The organism is Ruegeria sp. CDSA020 (assembly GCF_059612345.1).
The window spans coordinates 165,983-185,267 of record NZ_JBXWQK010000008.1; the positions used below are offsets into that span (position 1 = coordinate 165,983).

The following is a 19,285-nucleotide window of genomic DNA, read 5'->3' on the forward strand; positions in this document are numbered from 1 at the left end:
GTCTTTCATATCTCAGGCCGCCTTGTTCTGTTTGGTTATGTCCCCGGTGCGATAAAGCTGACCGAATTCGGTGTTCAGGAAATCAGACAGGTTCACCTGCTCTTGCCGCACGAACCCTTTGCCGGGCAAAGCACCCGTTCGCATCAGATCAACCACACCCAGAACACCGGCAGCAGTGGTGACCTGAATGGCGCTCCAGACCTGACCATTGAGGGTACGGGCATAAGATTTGTTGATCAGGGATTTCTCGCGCAGAGCCCCATCGATCTTGCCTTTTGCAGTGCAAAAAACCAGAACCACATCCTGATCGGTTCGCGGTAGCGCGGTCTCGAAGATTTCCTTCATCAGGTCGCGACGACGTTCCAATCCAAGATCATTCAGCAGCAAACGCAGAATATCACGGTGTCCCGGGTAGCGGATCGATCGGTACGACACGTCCCGCGCCTTTCCGTCCAGGGTTTCTGGCAACGTGCCCAACCCGCCCGAGGTATTGAAGCACTCATATTCCACCCCGTCATGACCCAAACGCTCGTAATCCTCGAGCGGCGCGGTCTTAACCCGTTCGCCATTCACGATGGCATCGCACGGGTTGCAATATTCGTTGATCAGCCCATCGGTGGACCAGGTCAGATTGTACTTCAATGCGTTGGTGGGATAGAGCGGCAGCGCCCCGACCCGCATATGCAGGCTGTCCAGCGTATCGAACTCGGCAGCCAAGGCCGCGCCGGCGATGCCGACAAAACCCGGTGCCAACCCGCATTGCGGCATAAAGGCCGTTTCGCTGTCAGCGGCCAACTCGCGCACCGCGTTGGTGGCGGCAACATCTTCGGTCAGGTCAAAATAATGCGCGCCGGCCGATTTGGCGGCTTTGGCAATCCGTGGGGTCAGGAAAAACGGAGCCGCCGAGATAACCGCATCGAAACCGTTCAGACCCTCAGCTAGCTGCGTTTCATCGCTGACATCAATCTGGCGGGTCGAAACTCCCTGTCGATTCAGCACGGACAACGCCGCCAGATCGCGGTCGGCAACCGTGACCGAATAGTTGGATGAAGATTGCAGCAAAGTCGCGATCATCTGACCGATCTTGCCTGCTCCGATGACACAGATATTCCAGCTCAAAACGCGCCTCCTCTTTCGTTTCAGAAAGTATGAAGGCACAGTTGTTCAATCTGCAGAGGCAATCTTGACGAAAACGTCAAAACTATCGCCATATTGACGGACCTTCCGTCATACCGCCAATACTGGAATCGTCACTGCCTCAGGATTCCGCGTCCAACCCCTCGGTCGACAGGTCATCCAGCCTGGGCATCAAGCGCAACAATTCGCGGGCATAATCTGTCTGGGGGTTGGCGAACAAGTTATTGGTTTCCTGCAACTCGACAATTTGGCCCTGTTTCATCACCGCCACTCGGTCGCACATCTGACGTACCACCGGCAGGTCATGACTGATGAACAGCAGGGTCAGGCCCAGATGTTCCTGCAGGTCCTTCAAGATGTTCAGAATCTGCGCCTGAATGGACACGTCCAGCGCACTGGTTGGCTCGTCACAAATCAGGAATCGCGGTTGCGTGGCCAGCGCACGTGCAATCGAGATACGTTGCCGCTGTCCGCCCGAGAATTCATGCGGGTATTTCTGCCCGGCCTCATGGCCGAGTCCCACCTGATCCAACAACTCATCGACGCGGCGTTTGATATCTGCACCTTCCATCAACCTGTGATGGCGGATCGGCTCGGCCACGATCTCATCCACCCGCATACGGGGATTGAGCGAGGAATACGGGTCCTGAAAGATCATCTGGATGTTCTTGCGATAGGCATCCAGCGCGGTCCGATTGGTCAGATCGCTGACAACCTGCCCGTCGAATGTAATCGTGCCGCCATCCACAGGGTACAACCCTGCAATCATCCGTGCGACAGTCGACTTGCCCGAGCCGGATTCACCCACAACGCCAAACACCTCGCCTGCGCGGATGTCGAAACTTACCTCGTCAACGGCGGTGAAATAGGTACGGTCCCAGGGCAACAGGCCTTTGCGTTGCAGGAACTTCTTGGTCAGGTTGCGGATTTCGAACACCGGTTTGCTGGTGTCATTATCCACCTTGGGCCAGTGGCGGGCCATGTCTTCGATGGCAAAGCGTGTCTCGCGTCCACCATAGCTGATCTGGGGAAAGCGATGCAGTTTCAGGGTCGGGCGCGGCACGGCAGCGATCAGCGATTTGGTGTATTCATGGGTGGGCTGCCCCATCACCTGCGCGGTCGGGCCGGTTTCGACAACCTTGCCCGCATACATCACCGTCACCTTGTCCGTCGTGTCCGCGATCACACCCATGTCGTGGGTGATCAGGATGACGCCCACCTGACGTTCCCGCGCCAGTTCTTTGATCAGGTCCAGAATCTGCGCCTGAACCGAGACGTCCAGCGCCGTGGTCGGCTCATCCGCGATGATCACATCCGGTTCGGTACACAAGGCAAGCGCGATGACCACACGCTGCCGCATCCCGCCCGAGAACTGGTGCGGATACTGGTCCAGCCGCGTGTCCGGATCAGGAATGCCAACCCGGTCAATCAGATCGCGCGCGCGTTGGTTCGCCTCGGCATCCGTGCCGCCCAGATGGGCCTGAATGGTCTCGGTCAGTTGTTCGCGCACGGTGAATAACGGGTTCAGCGAGGTCAGCGGGTCCTGAAAGATCATCGAGATCTTTTTGCCGCGCAGCCCCCGCATCGCCTCGGCATCCAGACCACTGATCTGGTCACCGCTCAGCTGGATCGTGCCGCTGGCAATACGGCCGGGGCGATCCAACAATCCCATGATGGCCGCGCCAATGGTGGATTTACCGGCCCCGGATTCGCCAACCAAGCCGTGGATTTCTCCGGGTTCAACCGACAGGTCCACATGGTCCACGGCTGTGAACAATTTGCGGCGGGTGGGGAATTCGACCGTCAGGTCATTGATCGTCAGAAGGCTCATGAAATCACCGCAGCTTGGGGTTCAGCGCATCGCGCAGCCAGTCGCCCAGCAGGTTCACAGACAGGGCCAGCGCCAACAGGGTGCAGGCCGGGAAGAACAAGATCCACCACTCACCCGAGAACAGGAAGCCCTGCCCGATGCGGATCAGCGTGCCCAATGACGGCTGGGTTGGTGGTGCCCCTACGCCGAGGAAGCTCAGCGTGGCTTCGGCAATGATCGCCAGCGCCAGTGAGATCGTGGCGATGACCAGAACCGGGCTGAGTACATTGGGCAGGATGTGGCGGAACATAATCGGGAAAGAACCGCGCCCGATCAGGCGGGCGGCCTGCACATATTCCTTGTTCTTTTCCACCAACGCAGCACCGCGGACGACCCGGGCAAACTGCACCCAGTCGGACAGGGCAATGGCGATGATCAGTACATAGATCGCCATCTCGTCACGATATTCGGGTGGGGTCACGCCTTTGGCGATGCCAAAGATCAGCATAGCGACCAGAATGGCCGGAAAGGTCAGCTGCACATCTGCGACCCGCATGATCAGCGTCTCGACCCAGCCGCCGAAATAGGCCGCGACCAGCCCCAGAACAACTCCGATGATTAGCGCCAGCAGCACCGCCGCAGCGCCGACAAACAGGGATATGCGCATCCCATAGAGGATGGTCGAGAACACATCGCGCCCCTGATCGTCGGTGCCCAGCAGGAACGTGTCCTGCGTAAAGGCATTCGGTGTGCCCGGCGGTGTAAATCCGTTCATCAGGTTCAGCGTTGCCGGATCAAACGGGTTATGCGGCGCAATCAGCGGGGCCAGTATTGCCGCCAGCACCAGCAGAACCACAACAAATGAGGCAACCATCGCCACGGGTGAATGACGGAAGGACCATGCGAAATCGCTGTCCCAGAACTGGGCCAGTCGTGATTTGGGCACTTGTCTCGAGGTTTCAGAAGTATCGGTCATGTGGCCCTCGCGTCGACACGCAGGCGCGGGTCAATGGCATAGTACAAAAGATCGACGATCAGATTGATCGACACGAACATGACCGAGATCAGCATCAGATAGGCGGCCATGACAGGGATATCGACAAACTGGATCGCATTTATGAACAGCAGGCCCACACCGGGCCACTGAAACACCGTCTCGGTGATGATGGCAAAGGCGATGATCGAGCCCAGCTGCAACCCGGTGATGGTGATCACCGGCACCAGCGTATTTTTCAGCGCGTGGCGAAAATTGATCACCCGGTCCGACAGCCCACGCGCACGTGCAAAACGGACATAGTCGGCACGCAGGACCTCAAGCATTTCCGACCGCACCAGCCGCATGATCAGCGTCATCTGATACAGGCCCAGCGTGATCGCCGGGAGGATCAGCGCCTTGAGCCCCGAGGTCGTCAGGAACCCCGTGGACCAGCCGCCAATCATAACGGTCTCGCCCCTCCCAAAGCTGGGTAAAAGATCCAATTCAACCGAGAATATATAGATCAGCAATATCCCGATTAGGAAGGTTGGCAGGGAAACCCCGATCAACGACACGGTCATGATGATATTCGCCGCCACCCCCTGTCGTCGAATCGCTGTGAAAACGCCCAGCGCGATGCCAAGGGTGATGGCCAGAAAGCCCGACACAAAGGCCAGTTCCAATGTCGCGGGGGCGCGTTCGGCTATGATGGTCGAAACCGGTCGGCCTTGCCGGTAGGACACGCCAAAATTGCCCTGCACCGCGCCTTGCAGGAACTTGAAATATTGCACCGGAAACGGCTGATCCAGACCAAGATCGGACCGCAGCCGGTCGATATCGGCCTGCGTACGTTCCTGCCCCAGCATGTTGTCGATCGGATCACCGACAAAGCGGAACATCGAAAAGGCAACCAGACCCACGATCAGCAGCACGATCACGGATTGGAACATCCTTTGGACAATATAAGCGAACATTCGTTTTCCTCGTTGATCGGACTGTCTATGCAGGCCCGGGCGGGGTGGTCAAGATACCGCTAACGCAAGCTAGCGTTTTCTGGCCCCGCCCCGGTTTCAGTTCACCGTTACCCAGCGCAGCAGAAAGAAGTTGTCCGGGCGCTGCGTCAGTTCGACATTGTTGCGTGTGCCCCAGACCAGAGGTTGCACATACATCGGCACATAGACCTGTTCGTCCTGAATGATCTGCGTGACCTCATCCAGCATCGCCTGCCGTTTGCCCGCATCCAACTCGGACTGGATCATCGGCAGCAGCTCATCCACCCGCGCGTTCGAAAATCCGCCGAAATTCCAGCTGCCCAGCTTTTTCTCTTCGTTTGGGGTGGCCACAAGGAAGCGCACGGGGTGTTCGGCATCAAATGTACCGGGGCTCCAGCCCAGCAGGTACATATCGTATTTGCCTTCCCTGAGTTCCGGCCAGTAGTTACGGACCGGCATGGCATCCAGTTCCGCAGTGATCCCGATCTGGGCCAGCATGCTGACAACCGCCTGGCAAACGGCCTCATCATTCAGATAGCGGTCATTGGGGCATTTCAGCCCGAACGAGAAGCCATCCGCATAGCCCGCCTCGGCCAGCAGCGTCTTGGCGGCATCGACATCAAAGGCGGGGCGGTCTGCGTTTGCCGCCGAATAGCCGCTCATCGCCGGGCTAACCAGTTGCGAGGCCGCTTCGGCATTGCCCCGCATGATAGTCGCCAGAATGGCATCCACATTCACCGCCTGCGCTACCGCCTTGCGGACGCGCGCGTCGCGGAATGGGTTCGGTTTGCCCGCATCGTCGCTGTATTTCAGCGCCTCGGCCTGATGATCGAACCCCAGCATGATGACGCGGGCCTCGATCCCCTGAATAACGTCGACATCCCCGTTTTCTTTCAAGCGTGCCACGTCCTGGATCGGCACCGGGTTGATCATGTCCACATCGCCTGACAACAAGGCTGCAACCGCTGTCGCCGGGTTTTGGATCGGAGTGAACTCAGCACTTGTGATGTTGTGGTCGGCCTGATCCCACCAGCCGTCAAAGGGCTCAAGAACCGTGCGCAGGCCGGGCTCTCGTGCCGCAAGTTTGAAGGCGCCTGTGCCGTTGGCGTTCAGGGTGGCGTAATTCCCGACCTCTTTGTCGGGCACCGCTGCGTCATTGGCCTCGGCCCAGCCCTGATCCATGATCATCCAGTTGGCGATTGAGGATGGGAATAACGGGTTCGGCGCAGTCGTCATGAAATCGACCGTATAGTCGTCGACCACGATCACCTCGCTGATGGGCGCGAACCAGCTGCGGGTATCCGCCGCCTCGCCCGAGGCGCGCTGATAGCTGAACAGAACGTCCTGCGCATCAAAGCTGCTGCCGTCATGGAAGGTCACGCCCTCACGCAGTTTAAAGCGCCAACCTTCGCCGTCACCAATCGTCTCCCAGCTGACGGCCAGCGCGGGTTGAACGCTCATGTCCTTGTCGCGGCGTACAAGGCCTTCGTAGACATTGTTCAGAAACCCCAGAACCGGGGCCGAGTTGACCGCGTGCGGGTCCATCGTCTGCGGGTCCGTGGTCGAGGCCCATTTGAATTCGGCAGCCTGAACGCTGGTGGTGGCCAGCAAGGCCAAAGCAATGGCACTGTTCCTGAGGGTCATGGCGAAATCTCCCTTATTTGCCCCGCGATGCGGTGTTGCGCTTAACAATAGCGCAAAAGGCAGGGCGCGAAACCGCGCCCTGCCAAATCACTGATCTGAATGGCTTAGTTCAGAGTGAAGTATTTGACCTTAGGCTGATCTTCGGCATCCACTTCGATGCCCACACCGTCGGCCATACCCCAGTTCAGAACCTGGTGATGAATGGGGATGTAAAGCGCTTCGTCCTGCACAACCCGCCAGATGTCGGCGATGTCGGCATTCCGAGCGTCAAGATCGGTATTCGAGGCAAGCGACTTGATCTTCCCGTCCAGCGCATCGTCCTGATAACCGGTGCCGTTCCACGTGCCGATGTCATCTTCGCGCCCATGCACAAGGAAGTTGAAGATGTATTCCGAGTCATATGTCGGCACACCCCAACCCAGCATGTAGAAATCTGTCTTGCCATCGGTGATCAGCGGGAAATGCTGCGCCTTGGGCTTGGCGTCCAAATTCACGGTCACGCCGATCTGGCCCAGCATCCCAACAGCCGCCTGACAGATGGCTTCATCGTTGATGTACCGATCATTCGGGCAGTCCAGCCGAAGCGAGAAGCCATCGCCATAACCTGCCTCTGCCATCAGTTCCTTGGCCTTGGCCAGATCGGTGGAGGATTCGCCGTCCATGTCAGAGGTCCAGCCATTCACGAAGGGCGGTGCGATCATGCCTGCAGGCTGCGACTGGCCGCGCATCACGACCTGCTTGATCGCATCACGGTTAATCGCCATCGACATCGCTTGACGCACCCGCACATCGGCCAGAGGGTTCTTGCCGTCCACGTTATCCGCCTCGATGTCGTCGGCACCCTGGTTCATACCAAAGAAGATCACCCGGTTCTGCGGGGCTTGCTTGACCATCAGACCGTCGACACCATTGACGCGTTCAATGTCCTGCACCGGCATATCCTGGAGGAAGTTCACCTCACCCGACAGCATCGCCGCAACGCGAGTCGCAGCGTTCTGGATCGGGGTATAGATGATCTCGGTCACTTCCATGGGGAACTGGTCGATGCCCCAATAGTTGTCGTTGCGCACCATTACCGTCTTGATGTCAGGCTCGCGGCTTTGAAGAACATAGGGGCCCGTACCGTTGGCATTGGTGGTGGCATAGGTGATTTCGCCGCCTTCGAAATCCTGAACATTGACGGTGTCATTCGCCTCGGCCCAGCCCTTGTCCAGAATGAACAGGTTTGTCAGGTTCGACGGCAGGATCGGGTTCGGACCATCTGTGACAATCTCGACGGTGAAATCGTCAACTGCGCGCACTTCGGCGATCGAACCGATCAGCTCTTTCATGTCGGAATTAGGTTGCTTGGCTCGGGTAAAGCTGAACACCACATCTTCGGCGTTGAAGTCCGCACCGTCATGGAATTTCACGCCTTCGCGCAGCTTGAAGACCCAAACATTCGGGTCATCGGCCTTGGGGCCCCACTCGGTCGCCAGCGCGGGCTCGAATGCACCGGTCACGTCGCGGATGATCAGAGGCTCGTAAATCTGGTGTCGCACGGTGTGCGTCGGACCCTCATTCTGCGAATGCGGATCCAGCGTCAGCGCATCACCGGCCCGCGCCCAGCGCAGCGTTTCCGCCGAAGCGCCCGCCGCCATCAGCGCCGTCGCACTTGCAGCGATCATCAGGTTTCTTAGAATCATTTGTAACTCCCCTTTTTGTTAATATCGCCCTTTGGACGACAGACCATTTTTACGGCCTTGGTGGTCCTGATCATCCAGATCATCGTTACAGTTGCAACACCTGATTGAGCATAAAAACGGCAGTTTGGCGGATGCCCCGACGCAAATCTGCCGTGCGCGCATGAACTTACGTAGCGGAAAGCTTACGCCAAGCTGTGACCGCTGACCGTCTTACAAGTACGGATTTCCGCAGTTTGCAAAACATGCCTTCCGGTTGATCATTCCGGGAATGAAGCCAAGTTTCGAGCCACTTGCGGTCAAAAAAATGGTCCTTGGACCTTGCCCGAATCTGCTGACCACGGCGGATCGCCATGCTGCAGGTACCCGTCGGCCTGATCTGGGGCAACTAGGACACCTTTGCGCCGGTACAGCAGGCCATGGACTTGCACATTCTTTGACCCGATGCCCAAATGGACACCTTGGCAGGGGTCAGGCACATACCCCGGATTGAGGCCCGCAGAAATTTCAAACTGCGCTTAAAATCATTCTTGATCAGATGTCCCAGTTAACTTCGGGAGAAATCGAAAGATGAAAACATTTACCAGAAGGGCGGCCTTGTTTGCCGGCGGAGGGTTGGCAGGATGGGTTGCGTCACGGTGGCTGGGACCGGACCTACCTGTCTATGAAGGCACAAGAAGGACATTTGCGGAAACCGGCGACAAAGTGATGAATGACGCCAGCGGACTGTCACCGACACCGATCCACAAACATCTGGTGCTCAGCGATGACCCCGGAGACACGCTGATCGCCGCCATCCGGCAAGAGCTTTCGGAGGCCAGATCAGAAGGACGCCCGGTCAACATTGGGGCCGCGCGGCATTCCATGGGTGGGCAAGCCATTCCCCGCAACGGTACAGCGATTACCTTTGACAATGGATCGGTTCAGATCGACGGTTCAGCCGGGACCTATCTGACCCATGCCGGAGCCCGCTGGTCACAGGTCATCTTAGCGCTTGATCCCGCAGGCTGGTCCCCCAAAGTCATGCAGTCAAATAATGATTTCGGTGTCGCCGCCACTTATTCGGTCAATGCACATGGCTGGCCGGTTCCCTTTGGGCCGATGGGGGCGACGGCCCGATCGTTGCGCATGATCCTGCCCTCGGGTGAGTTGGTGACCTGTTCGCCCACCGCGAACGCCGAGCTGTTCAATCTGGCGATGGGCGGGTACGGGTTGATCGGCGTGATCGTGGACCTTGAGGTCGAGATGGTTCCAAATTCACGCCTGACGCCGGTTTTCGACATTCTGGAAGCAGGAGCGTTTGCCTCGGCCTTTCGTGCGGCGATTGACGACCCGGCGGTCACAATGGCCTATGGCCGCCTGAATGTTGAACGCGATGCGTTTTTCGAGAAAGCGCTATTGGTGACATATCGCGAAGGCTCAGACCAGTCGGACCTGCCACCAGCGTCCGGGTCGGGGTGGATGTCGCATGCGGCCAGCCGTCTGTACCGGGCTCAACTGGGCAGCGAGCCCTTCAAATCCTTCCGTTGGTGGAATGAAACACGGCTGGGCCCAGCGCTGGGTTCGGGTGAGGCGACGCGGAACACTTTGATCAACGAACCGGTTGTGACTCTGGACGACCGCGATCCGGACCGGACCGACATCCTGCACGAGTATTTCGTGGGGTTCGATGCATTCGACGATTTCTTATCAGTGTGTCGCGCGGTAATTCCGGCCTCGTATCAAGAGTTTCTGAACGTAACGCTGCGCTATGTCGCACAGGACGATCAGGCCGTTCTGTCCTATGCAAGCAAACCGCGGATCGCCGCTGTCATGTCGTTCAGCCAGGAGCTGACCGAACGCGGCGAAGCCGACATGGCGCGGATGACCCGGGCGCTGATCGACGGGATCGTGGCGATTGGCGGAACCTATTACCTGCCGTACAGGCCACATGCGACACTGGATCAACTGACTGCAGCCTACCCCAATGCGGAAGGGTTTGCGCAGGCAAAACGAGAACTTGATCCGCAACTGGTTCTGCGGAACAACCTTTGGGACAGCTATCTGGGGCGTCTATGAGCAACCTTCAAAAACTCTGTCTGATTTACTTTGTCGCGCTGATGATTGCGGCATCGCTGAACTATATTCCCGGCCTGACGGATCAGGATGGTCTGGCCTTTGGCATTTTCGCACTGGATATCTATGACGATGCGCTGCACGTGGCCTCGGCCCTTTGGGCGCTGATTGCCGGGCTGTTGTCACACCGCGCGGCTCGCAGCTTTCTGATCCTGTTCGGGCTGGCTTATCTGGGAGACGGCGTGTTCGGGTTTTTCACCGGTTTTGGCTATCTTGATCTGGGTATCTTTACAAACCCATCGGCCGGGCCGGAATTGTCGCTGCCCCGCCTGTTTGCCAACCTGCCGCATCTGGCGCTTGGCGGCGTTGCCGCCTGGGCCGGGCTGCGGGACAGGAGACACACCGCATGAGGTTCCTGCTGTGGTGGACCAAACGGCTGATTCTGGTGTTGATCCTTGCCGGGATCGCGCTGGCTGCTCCGATCCTTTATGTGGAAACAAGCTGTCGTGGCGCGGATCAGCCGCTGGCCTATGCCTCGCTGATCGACCCGGCACATCACCGGGCCGAAACCCGCACGCTGATGACCTATCCCGAATGGCACATTGTCCACGCCTACGAGGATTACGCCGAGGTTCTGCGCACCCAGGACCCCCATGATTACGGGTTCTGGAGCAGTATCACCGGGTTTTGGGGGTCGCTCTGCGATCTGAACCGGAACGCCTCGGCCTTGGGAGAGGTGGATAGGGCCACCAAACAGATGGTCTATGTGATCGGTGCCAGCTTTTCCGCCGAGCTGGCGCTGAAGGCTGCCTATGAGGAAACCCTCGGTCGGCTGGCCTCTGCCTTGCGGGGCCCACAGCGGGCACCTCTGGATGATGTGTCGGCACAGCAGGCCGCCGCATATGCCGCGTTCCTACAACAGGTTCCGTGGTATAAATGGCCCTTCGCCGACGACGCCCAGAGCCTGGTCGAACAAAACAGCGGCAGCCTGCGCGACAGCGAAAGAGCGATTGCGCTGGGTCTGGAATACGGTGCCAAACAGGCCTATGCGGGCGTGATCGAACAGGCTGTTGCGCAGGTCGGCGCTGATGAGCTGACGCTGCGGATGATCATCACCGGCGCCAGTGCAGACAGCCTGTCTGCCTATCCCGGCGTGAAGGTTATCGCGCAAGGCCCAAACGGAGTTGAGATCGAAACGCCGCGCTACCGCACCCTGACCAACCTACTGGCGGAAATGGCCAGCGCGGGGGTCGAGATTGTCGAGATCGCTGGCAATGACGACATTCTGTTCACCGCCCTGTCGGATCAACCAACTGCACCGGATGCAATCTCCAGCGCCCAACGACAAGGGTTCGGGGACTATCGTCATCTGATACTGGTCAAGGTTCCGGACCTCTCTCAGCGTCTGCGCCAGATCCAGGGGGACGGCCTGACGCTTGAGCATATCCATGACTATTAGATCACTCCTGACAGCCATCCCCCTTATGGTGCTTGGATGGCTGTCGGTTCTGGTGGTCGTCGCGTTCATAACGGATGAGGCCCCGGCCTATGTCGTGGTCTTTCCCTCGCAAGGTCTGATGCAGAACCTGCCCGATGACGCGGCGGTCATCGGATCATCCGGGATCAGCGTGACGGTCACATCAGAGAGCAGCGGGTTTGCCCAATCGCTTTACCGTCAAGGGGCACGGCTGGTCCTGCCAGCGGGGCTGCCCGGATGCCTTCCGCTTCCGGCGCAGTAACGCCTATCTGCGCAGGTCAGAGCCTATGAAAACTCAGATCAAACCGCGCGCCCTGTGGGACGGGGTGGTTTGCGATGTCTCCGCGATGGGCCGACAGGATGTTGCGGACAATAGCCAGCCCCATCCCGGTGCCGCCGCTTTCCCGGCGGGTTGTAAAGAACGGATCGAACACGCGGTCGGCGTTACCGGGCGATATCCCCGCCCCATTGTCGGACACGGTCAGGATAACCGTGTTTCCAGCCTCTGAGGCGCGCAGATCAACCGCGCTGGCCCCATGATCTTTGGCATTTTGCAGAATATGGCCCAGAACGATCCGCAACCCCTCGGCCGAGATCGGGAATGCGACCTCATCCGCCCCGGACAGGTTTAGCTCAATCGGAAGCGCCCCTGGCAACGCATCGCGCAGGGTGCTTGCCCCGACATATCGGGCCTCGCGCGCGCGGGCGGCATCCCGAAGTGCTGCAAGCTGGGTTTCGATCTGCTGACGCGCCCCGTCGATCTGCGCGATTAGGGCTTTGGAGTCATCGCTGCCATCCGGGGTGTCCTGTAGCATCTCAACCGCCGCGCGGATTGCGGTTACCGGCGATTTCAACTCATGCGTGACGTGATCGGTATAAGACCGGATGGTCGCCTCACGGTCACGCAGCGCCTCGGCCATGGTGACGACCTGAGTTGCGGTCTGGTGAAGCTCTTTGGTGCCGAAATGCTGGATTGAGGCCGCCTGGGTACCCGCCTCTTGCGCCCCGGCATAGGCCTGCAGGGCTTTGATCGGGCGCAGCAGCAGGCGGACCAGCAACCAACCCAGCCCCGACGTAGCCAGAAAGATCACCCCGCCCAGAACCAAAGCAGAGTTCCGAAATCCGAATTCTGGCCCCAGATAACGCAGAGCCACCAGACCCGCGAAAGACAGGCCCAAGGTTCCGACCAACGCACCGCCCAGCACAAATCCCAAGGAAGGCCGCCAGCGCCGGGTCACCCCAGCCTCCTCATCCGGATACCCTGACCATGTACGGTTTCCACCGAGTCCGACAAACCAACCTGCGCAAATTTGTTCCGCAGGTTTCGCAGGTGGCTGTCCAAGGTCCTGTCCGAGACCTGGCTGCGCGGGCCCCAAATCTCGGCAATCAGGGCCGTGCGAGGAACAAGACGACCCGGTGTTTCCATCAACATCACCATGATCTGAAACTCAGTACCGGTCAGGGCAATTTCCGTGTCGTGGCAAGCACAGAGTCTTGCGGTCCGGTCCAAGGTCAAGGGGCCGTGCCGCAGATTTCCCGGCGCCGCCAAAATGCGATTGGTGCGCCTTAGGATCACCTTGACCCGCGTCACCAGTTCGCGCGGGCTGAAAGGCTTGGTCACGTAGTCATCGGCCCCAAGCTCCAGCCCCAGAATCCGGTCGACCTCATCATCGCGGGCGGTCAGGAACAGGATCGGGACGTCCGAACGGGTTCGAATTTTCTGACATACGGCAAAGCCATCCAGTTCGGGCAGGCCAACATCCAGAACGATCAGGTCCGGTTCGTCGCGAAACGTGCTGATTACGGCTTCTTGACCGTTGGCGGCGGTCGAAACGCTGTAGCCAGCGCGTTCCAGCCCCAGACGCACAACTTCACGCAACCGCGGATCATCATCGACAACTAAGATATTCATATACCCGGACCGATACTGCTCAGATCGGCACCATAGCGGGACAGGCGCCACTTTCGAAAGCCCCATTCCTGCCAGCTGTTGATCGGGTCGGCTTCAAAATAGCACAACGAATTCGGATACCCGTAGCTGATATGCATCCCGGTCATGGGCCCCAACGAACACAGATAGGCATAGTCCGGTTCGGACAGTTTCAGGTTTCGGGTCGCGATCACATGGGCAAAATTCACAAAACTGGTGCAATAGAGGACCAGAACGCTCAGAATGCCGGTTCGCGCGATCAACCAACTATTGGATTTCCTGAACGCTACTTGCCACCCAACCAGCGCCAGACCCGCGGCTACAAGACCCATCCAGATCTGCGCATAGATACGCAGGTAGGTCAGGCCATAGGTGCCGACATATAAATCCAGACGCATCAATGCCGCACCGCACAGAGCCACATTTTGTGCCAGCCACAACACCATCAGCGGTTTCAGCACCCGATTTTCATCCAGAAACGGCCGCGCTGCCAGGGCGAATGCACCGGCCAGCAGCGCCGTTACCAGCAACGGATATGCGCCGCGATGGGCATAGGATGCATAGCTCATCCCCTCGGGCAATGAGGCCCCGCCCAGCAGAATCGACAGGTCCAGCACAGTCTGAACACCAATCAGTGCATTGAACACCCAAAGCGCCCGCAGGACCGAACCACCGTTGAGGCCGGGGATCGTCTGAGGGCCTGCGAATGGTCGCGGGTTCAGTCCGCGAAGCGGGTGATTGTCAACAAACGGCCAGATGATCAGCGCAATCCCTCCCCAGAACATGGCGCGCTGCAGCAGTTGACCGAAAGCGATATCCGGGGTGACAAGGGATTGGAATACCGGGTTCGCCTCGGCCAGCAGGGTAACAAAAACCATTGTCCCGCCAATCGGCAGACCCCAGTTGCGCAGGAACTGCCGAACCCGCGTCCAGCCGCCTCCGGCATCGCTGACAATCGTGGTTTTCAGGCCGGGTATCGCGCGGACCGGGCCAAGCCAGTTCTTTGGAAGATCAGTCAGAAACCCCAGCGCCAGCAAAAGCAGTTCCAGAACCTGGTCTTTCGGGTGCCTGACCCAGACAATGGCAACGACGAGCCCGGACAAAAGAAATGCGACCGATAATGGTTGAACGAAATCCACGACCGGCAAAACACTCAGCACCAAAACCGTTGCGGGCATAAGCACCCCTTTGCCAGACCGATCCGCGGGCAGGCCGCACAAAAAGACCGCCACAGCAAAGACCGCCAGAGACACACCCGCCTGATGTCCCCAGAACAGGTAATCCGCCAGCGCGACCAGCAAGATAAACCCGATCACGCGCCATGCGCGACCATCGGTGGCAAACGCCGGGGTTGAACCCGGCGGGCCCTTGGTGCCTGAAATCACCGTCTCTTCCGACAGCCACCAAGCGTCCAGCGCCACAGAATTCGGAACTCCAGATATTATAAGTTGCTGCGCCATTTCTTCCCTCTTGTGTTTTAAGGGACTGGTTTGACCCAAAGGTCAGGAAGCTTGGGTGCAGAAGATCTGCAGAAACTGTGCAGATCGGTGAAATGAGTGTCGGATTTGCAAAGGCTCGCGCGTCCTAGCAGGATGAAACCAACATCGCGGAGGTAAAAATGATCTATGCAATCTCGATCTATGGTCAGGCGGGTGTGTTCGAAGCGTTGCCACAGGACCGTCAGGACGATGTCATGGCAGGACATACGGTGCTACAGAATGCCCTCAGGCAGCGCGGGGATTTCCTGTCCGTCAAACTGATGCCCCCGACTACGGCTGTCACAGTCGAACCCGCGGCTGCCGAGACTCTGCAACCTATGATCGTCGACGGCCCGTTCGCTGAGACGAAAGAAAGTTTTCTGGGCTTGTATCTGGCCGAGTTCAACGATCTGGATGAGGCGCTTGAACATGCGCGAATGATCTCGTCACCTGTTGCCCGGCTTGAGGTCCGCCCCGCCGCATGGGCAGGCGGGTCGATGACCTTGGATTGACCGCGTGTCGGATTGGCTAGAGGCCACGTTCTTGCAGCAACGCCCGCAGGCCATCGCGGCCCTGACGCGGTATTTCCGGGACATCGACCTTGCCGAAGATGCATTTGCCGAAGCCTGCCTAAAGGCCTTGACCGTATGGCGCAAACAAGGCGCGCCGCGCGATCCGCTGGCTTGGCTTTTGACCACCGCCCGTAATGCCGGGCTGGATGGTTTGCGCAAATCCCAGCGCCGCAGCGCAATCCTGACCCGCCACAGGGAAGAATTTCATTCCATGGCTGATGACCCACCAGATCCGGACGAGCTGCGCGACGATGTTCTGCGCCTGCTGTTCATCTGTTGTCACCCGGACCTAAGCCGGCAAGACCAGATTGCGCTGGCCCTAAAAATTGTTGCCGGGTTGCGTGTGGAAGAAATCGCCCGTGGTTTCCTTGTCAGTCCAAAGGCAATGGAACAGCGAATTACCCGCGCCAAGAAAAGGATCGCAGGAAGTTCTGTCGCTTTTGAAACACCCACGCCACAGGAGCGGGCTGCGCGTTTGGGCGAAGTGTCTTTGATGATCTACCTGATGTTCAACGAAGGCTGGTCAACCTCGGGTGGCCCGGTGCAAATCCGGCTCAAACTATGCGATGAGGCGATACGTCTGGCCCGGCTGCTGGTTGCCTTTTTCCCGACGATGGCCGAGCAGATTTCACTGCTGGCCCTGTTGCTTCTGCAACATGCCCGTCGTGAAGCACGGCTAGACGATCAAGGTGATCTTGTAGCCCTGGAAGATCAGGACAGGGCCCTTTGGGACAAGGCCAACATCGCCGAAGCGACAGCCTTGATGCAAAAGGCCGAACGGCTGAACCAAGTGGGTGTTTACGGTATTCAGGCCGCAATCGCCGCCGTTCATGCGCATGCCCAATCGACAGAAGATACCGACTGGTCTCTGATCGAGGCGCATTATGCCGCGCTCTATCGCCTCCAGCCCTCACCGGTTATCCGCCTGAACCAGATCGCCGCCGGGTCCAGGGTTCATGGCCCACGCTGCACGCTTGTTGCGTTGGATGCCGTGGCGAATGATCTGGCGTCTTATCGCTGGTTCCATGCCTTGCGCGCGGCAATGTTGCGAGAGATCGGCGATCTTCCCGCCGCGATCCAGTCCCTTAACCGTGTTCTGAACCTCTGCCCGACGGGACCGGAACGTGTGGCGGTCCTGAAAGAAATCGCTGCCTGTGAAAAAGATTTGAACCAGTTGTAGGAAAGGCCGATCCTCACGCGTCCTTTGTTCAGTCCCGCATGCAGCGGGCAATCAAAGGGAGATAAAGATGAGCATTCTGGACATGACCACCGTTGGAAACTCAGGCTGGATCGGGCACTCCGGGCCAGACCAGACCAAGGCCAAGCAATTCTACAAAAATGTGCTGGGCTGGAACATTAACGAGATGCCGATGCAGGACGGGTCAAGCTATGCCGCCGCGGTGGTTGGTGAAACGCCAATCGGAGGGTTCTCGCCCATGCCCGAGACGGATGGAAACTGGACGATCTATTTTACGGTTGCTGATGTCGATAACAGCCTAGCAGCCGCAGTTGCACAGGGAGCCTCAGTCTTGCAACCCGCCATTGATATGCCCGGGGTCGGCCGGATGGCCACTCTGAACGACCCACAAGGCGCTCGGTTTGCGTTGATTACTTATGAAAGCATGGCGTCTTAATCTTGGGCAGACAGGAGAATTTCCATGGAACACACACCGCAAATCGCTCTGCTTGTGACAGCAATCTTTGTGCTTATGAGTATTCCGATGGGAATTCTTGTGGGCATCAGGCGATCCCAGACCGGAGTTTTACTGCTGCACGGGGATGACGACGAACTGCTGCGGCGGATTCGGGCACATGGGAACTTTACTGAATATGTTCCACTGGCCCTGCTGGCTTTGGCGGGGACGGAGATTGCCGGTGCCTCAGACTGGCTGGTCGGGGGATGCGGTCTTGTGCTGTTGGTGGCCCGCGCCGTGCATTATGTCAGCCTGCGTTCCACACCCGACGGCAAAGGTCGGGTGATCGGTGCCGCACTGACAACATTGGTGATGCTCGTCTTGTCCCTGTCAATTCTTTGGCAGTTGGCGGGATCAGTCTGATGCCAAATGATGAACACCTGAACCAACGTATGCGCCTCGCCCTCGAGGCGCATATTGGAATTTCCGAAATGCGGATGATGGGTGGCACCTGCTTTTTTCTGAACGGCAATATGTTGTGCGGCGCGCGCCGCGACAAAGACGGGTTTGGACGGTTCATGTTCCGTGTCGGCAAGGACAAAGAGACCGAGGCGCTTTCTAATCCGTTTGCAAACCCGATTGTCCACGGAAAGCGAAAACTCGGTGGGTTTGTCGTTGTAGACGAGGCCAACTGCGATCCGGCTGCGCTGGGTGACTGGCTGAGCCTGTGCCTGGCGCACGCCGCCAGCCTGCCGCCGAAAAGTTGAATATCAGGAGAAGATGATGGATCAGTTCCGCTGCTTTTCGCCCGAGGCCCTTCAGTTTCTTTCTGATCTGCGAGCCAATAACCGACGCGAGTGGTTTCACGCCAACAAACAGATCTATGAGGCCGCGATCAAACAGCCCGCAGAACAATTTGCGGCCCAGATGTCACAGGCGCTGGCCGAGATGACGCACATGCCCCATTCGGCCAAGATCTATCGTATTCATCGAGACGTGCGGTTCTCAAACGACAAGACACCCTATAGTCCTCATCTGCGCATGTCTTTCATACCCGGGGATTGCGGAGATCAGCCCCCGCTTTGGCATTTCGGGCTGTCCCCGGATTGCCTGTCCCTTGGGTGCGGCGTCTTCCAATATGTAAAAGCAGCCCTAGAGAGGTATCGGACCGGCGTAGCAGGACCAGCGGGCAATGATCTCATGGCAATCATCAACGATCTTACGGCCAGGAATGTCAGGATCAGCGAGCCCGAGTTGAAGCGCGGACCGTCAGGCTATGCGAGTGATCACCCCCATCTGGACCTTCTGCGCCGCAAGGGGCTTACCGTTTGGACGGATCTTACCGCCCAACCCACCGTAACCCAGGCAGGTCTTAGGGAAGAATGTCTAAATCAATTTCAGCTCTTCCACCCGGTGTTTCGGGCCTTGCAGTCCCTTGGCACCTAGCCGATCTAACACAGGATCATGGTATCCCTTCGCCTTCTTCAACGCCAAGGGTCTCACATTGAGCGGGTCAGGCAGCGAGGGTGCGTCACCAACATTGCTGCCGGTATCCTACGAGTTGGCATTATCTGTTACGGGTCCGTCACAGTGTTTTTCTCGTACTGCTTGCTTCCACGGTGCTTCCAGTTGTGATGGCGCAACGCAAAAGCCCGCTCGGGCACGGCGTGTAATATATTGATATTGTGTAGTGATTTTGGTTGCGGGAGTAGGATTTGAACCTTTGGCCTTCAGGTTATGAGCCTGACGAGGTGAAGAGGTTAGCAATTGATCCAGTGGATCAATTGTAGTCTGAACTGGCTGTGTTGATATTATTCGACCTGGTTGCGGGAGTAGGATTTGAACCTACGACCTTCAGGTTATGAGCCTGACGAGCTACCGGGCTGCTCCATCCCGCG

19 protein-coding genes and 1 tRNA gene are annotated in these 19,285 nt (G+C 58.2%); 10 read left to right on the forward strand and 10 right to left on the reverse strand.

All coding sequences use genetic code 11. From position 1 onward, the window contains the following. Positions 1–12: 12 nt before the first annotated feature. The 6 genes from AC2FJW_RS15365 to AC2FJW_RS15390 form a co-directional block, all read right to left on the reverse strand. Entirely contained in the window at positions 13–1,119 is a 1,107-nt protein-coding gene (locus AC2FJW_RS15365) for a saccharopine dehydrogenase family protein (RefSeq protein ID WP_496692672.1), read from the reverse strand. A 139-nt stretch (positions 1,120–1,258) separates the two neighbouring features. After that, positions 1,259–2,968 (reverse strand): ABC transporter ATP-binding protein, encoded by a 1,710-nt coding sequence (locus tag AC2FJW_RS15370; RefSeq protein ID WP_271950949.1) that lies wholly within the window; start codon positions 2,966–2,968, stop codon positions 1,259–1,261. 4 nt (positions 2,969–2,972) lie between these two features. Beyond that, positions 2,973–3,923, reverse strand: a complete 951-nt coding sequence (locus AC2FJW_RS15375) for an ABC transporter permease (protein ID WP_271950952.1) — start codon at positions 3,921–3,923, stop codon at positions 2,973–2,975. Beyond that, complete coding sequence (locus tag AC2FJW_RS15380; RefSeq protein ID WP_142638424.1) at positions 3,920–4,897, reverse strand: ABC transporter permease; 978 nt, start codon at positions 4,895–4,897, stop codon at positions 3,920–3,922. Before AC2FJW_RS15380 ends, AC2FJW_RS15375 begins: the two co-directional genes overlap by 4 nt. A gap of 96 nt (positions 4,898–4,993) precedes the next feature. Beyond that, positions 4,994–6,559, reverse strand: coding sequence for an ABC transporter substrate-binding protein (locus AC2FJW_RS15385; protein ID WP_496697274.1), 1,566 nt, complete (start codon positions 6,557–6,559; stop codon positions 4,994–4,996). A 104-nt stretch (positions 6,560–6,663) separates the two neighbouring features. Continuing rightward, positions 6,664–8,244 (reverse strand): ABC transporter substrate-binding protein, encoded by a 1,581-nt coding sequence (locus AC2FJW_RS15390; protein WP_496697273.1) that lies wholly within the window; start codon positions 8,242–8,244, stop codon positions 6,664–6,666. Positions 8,245–8,811: 567 nt separating this feature from the next. Between AC2FJW_RS15390 and AC2FJW_RS15395 the strand changes: the two genes are divergently transcribed. Genes AC2FJW_RS15395 through AC2FJW_RS15410 form a run of 4 tightly spaced genes read left to right on the forward strand, consistent with a single transcriptional unit; the run spans position 8,812 to position 12,035 of the window. Beyond that, a complete protein-coding gene (locus AC2FJW_RS15395; protein WP_496750559.1) occupies positions 8,812–10,299 on the forward strand; it encodes an FAD-binding oxidoreductase in 1,488 nt (495 codons plus the stop codon). Beyond that, positions 10,296–10,706 carry a hypothetical protein gene (locus AC2FJW_RS15400; protein WP_496697270.1) on the forward strand — a complete coding sequence of 137 codons (411 nt, stop codon included), beginning with the start codon at positions 10,296–10,298 and terminating at the stop codon, positions 10,704–10,706. The genes AC2FJW_RS15395 and AC2FJW_RS15400 overlap by 4 nt, the downstream gene beginning before the upstream one ends. Further along, positions 10,703–11,755, forward strand: a complete 1,053-nt coding sequence (locus AC2FJW_RS15405) for a hypothetical protein (protein ID WP_496750560.1) — start codon at positions 10,703–10,705, stop codon at positions 11,753–11,755. The genes AC2FJW_RS15400 and AC2FJW_RS15405 overlap by 4 nt, the downstream gene beginning before the upstream one ends. Beyond that, the gene (locus tag AC2FJW_RS15410) at positions 11,745–12,035 is read left to right on the forward strand and encodes a hypothetical protein (RefSeq protein ID WP_496750562.1); all 291 of its coding nucleotides are present in this window, start codon (positions 11,745–11,747) and stop codon (positions 12,033–12,035) included. The genes AC2FJW_RS15405 and AC2FJW_RS15410 overlap by 11 nt, the downstream gene beginning before the upstream one ends. Positions 12,036–12,051: 16 nt before the next feature. Here the strand turns inward: AC2FJW_RS15410 and AC2FJW_RS15415 are convergent, their stop codons facing one another. The 3 genes from AC2FJW_RS15415 to AC2FJW_RS15425 are packed head-to-tail and all read right to left on the reverse strand — an operon-like array spanning position 12,052 to position 15,163. Then, positions 12,052–13,011: a sensor histidine kinase gene (locus tag AC2FJW_RS15415; protein WP_496750563.1), complete on the reverse strand. Its 960-nt coding sequence runs from the start codon at positions 13,009–13,011 to the stop codon at positions 12,052–12,054. Beyond that, positions 13,008–13,685 (reverse strand): response regulator transcription factor, encoded by a 678-nt coding sequence (locus AC2FJW_RS15420; RefSeq protein WP_496750565.1) that lies wholly within the window; start codon positions 13,683–13,685, stop codon positions 13,008–13,010. Before AC2FJW_RS15420 ends, AC2FJW_RS15415 begins: the two co-directional genes overlap by 4 nt. Continuing rightward, complete coding sequence (locus tag AC2FJW_RS15425; protein ID WP_496750566.1) at positions 13,682–15,163, reverse strand: DUF4153 domain-containing protein; 1,482 nt, start codon at positions 15,161–15,163, stop codon at positions 13,682–13,684. Before AC2FJW_RS15425 ends, AC2FJW_RS15420 begins: the two co-directional genes overlap by 4 nt. Before the next feature lie 158 nt (positions 15,164–15,321). Between AC2FJW_RS15425 and AC2FJW_RS15430 the strand changes: the two genes are divergently transcribed. From AC2FJW_RS15430 to AC2FJW_RS15455, 6 genes are all read left to right on the forward strand, one after another. After that, entirely contained in the window at positions 15,322–15,693 is a 372-nt protein-coding gene (locus tag AC2FJW_RS15430) for a YciI family protein (protein WP_142638441.1), read from the forward strand. Between the two features lie 4 nt (positions 15,694–15,697). Further along, entirely contained in the window at positions 15,698–16,933 is a 1,236-nt protein-coding gene (locus AC2FJW_RS15435) for an RNA polymerase sigma factor (RefSeq protein ID WP_496750568.1), read from the forward strand. 67 nt (positions 16,934–17,000) lie between these two features. Beyond that, entirely contained in the window at positions 17,001–17,387 is a 387-nt protein-coding gene (locus tag AC2FJW_RS15440; protein WP_142638446.1) for a VOC family protein, read from the forward strand. Between the two features lie 24 nt (positions 17,388–17,411). Next, complete coding sequence (locus tag AC2FJW_RS15445) at positions 17,412–17,810, forward strand: MAPEG family protein (protein WP_496750569.1); 399 nt, start codon at positions 17,412–17,414, stop codon at positions 17,808–17,810. After that, the gene (locus AC2FJW_RS15450; protein ID WP_496750570.1) at positions 17,810–18,154 is read left to right on the forward strand and encodes a TfoX/Sxy family protein; all 345 of its coding nucleotides are present in this window, start codon (positions 17,810–17,812) and stop codon (positions 18,152–18,154) included. The genes AC2FJW_RS15445 and AC2FJW_RS15450 overlap by 1 nt, the downstream gene beginning before the upstream one ends. 16 nt (positions 18,155–18,170) lie before the next feature. Further along, positions 18,171–18,833 (forward strand): DUF2461 domain-containing protein, encoded by a 663-nt coding sequence (locus AC2FJW_RS15455; RefSeq protein WP_496750572.1) that lies wholly within the window; start codon positions 18,171–18,173, stop codon positions 18,831–18,833. Between the two features lie 375 nt (positions 18,834–19,208). Here AC2FJW_RS15455 and AC2FJW_RS15460 read toward each other — a convergent pair. Beyond that, a tRNA-Met gene (locus tag AC2FJW_RS15460) sits at positions 19,209–19,285 on the reverse strand.

Excerpts from the sequence above, each read along its gene's own strand:
- AC2FJW_RS15420 (WP_496750565.1), bottom strand. The coding sequence starts at position 13,685 with ATGAATATCTTAGTTGTCGATGATGATCCGCGGTTGCGTGAAGTTGTG.
- AC2FJW_RS15400 (WP_496697270.1), top strand. The coding sequence starts at position 10,296 with ATGAGCAACCTTCAAAAACTCTGTCTGATTTACTTTGTCGCGCTGATG.
- AC2FJW_RS15385 (WP_496697274.1), bottom strand. The coding sequence starts at position 6,559 with ATGACCCTCAGGAACAGTGCCATTGCTTTGGCCTTGCTGGCCACCACC.
- AC2FJW_RS15405 (WP_496750560.1), top strand. The coding sequence starts at position 10,703 with ATGAGGTTCCTGCTGTGGTGGACCAAACGGCTGATTCTGGTGTTGATC.
- AC2FJW_RS15370 (WP_271950949.1), bottom strand. The coding sequence starts at position 2,968 with ATGAGCCTTCTGACGATCAATGACCTGACGGTCGAATTCCCCACCCGC.
- AC2FJW_RS15375 (WP_271950952.1), bottom strand. The coding sequence starts at position 3,923 with ATGACCGATACTTCTGAAACCTCGAGACAAGTGCCCAAATCACGACTG.
- AC2FJW_RS15410 (WP_496750562.1), top strand. The coding sequence starts at position 11,745 with ATGACTATTAGATCACTCCTGACAGCCATCCCCCTTATGGTGCTTGGA.
- AC2FJW_RS15395 (WP_496750559.1), top strand. The coding sequence starts at position 8,812 with ATGAAAACATTTACCAGAAGGGCGGCCTTGTTTGCCGGCGGAGGGTTG.
- AC2FJW_RS15425 (WP_496750566.1), bottom strand. The coding sequence starts at position 15,163 with ATGGCGCAGCAACTTATAATATCTGGAGTTCCGAATTCTGTGGCGCTG.
- AC2FJW_RS15445 (WP_496750569.1), top strand. The coding sequence starts at position 17,412 with ATGGAACACACACCGCAAATCGCTCTGCTTGTGACAGCAATCTTTGTG.
- AC2FJW_RS15455 (WP_496750572.1), top strand. The coding sequence starts at position 18,171 with ATGGATCAGTTCCGCTGCTTTTCGCCCGAGGCCCTTCAGTTTCTTTCT.
- AC2FJW_RS15390 (WP_496697273.1), bottom strand. The coding sequence starts at position 8,244 with ATGATTCTAAGAAACCTGATGATCGCTGCAAGTGCGACGGCGCTGATG.
- AC2FJW_RS15450 (WP_496750570.1), top strand. The coding sequence starts at position 17,810 with ATGCCAAATGATGAACACCTGAACCAACGTATGCGCCTCGCCCTCGAG.
- AC2FJW_RS15440 (WP_142638446.1), top strand. The coding sequence starts at position 17,001 with ATGAGCATTCTGGACATGACCACCGTTGGAAACTCAGGCTGGATCGGG.
- AC2FJW_RS15380 (WP_142638424.1), bottom strand. The coding sequence starts at position 4,897 with ATGTTCGCTTATATTGTCCAAAGGATGTTCCAATCCGTGATCGTGCTG.
- AC2FJW_RS15430 (WP_142638441.1), top strand. The coding sequence starts at position 15,322 with ATGATCTATGCAATCTCGATCTATGGTCAGGCGGGTGTGTTCGAAGCG.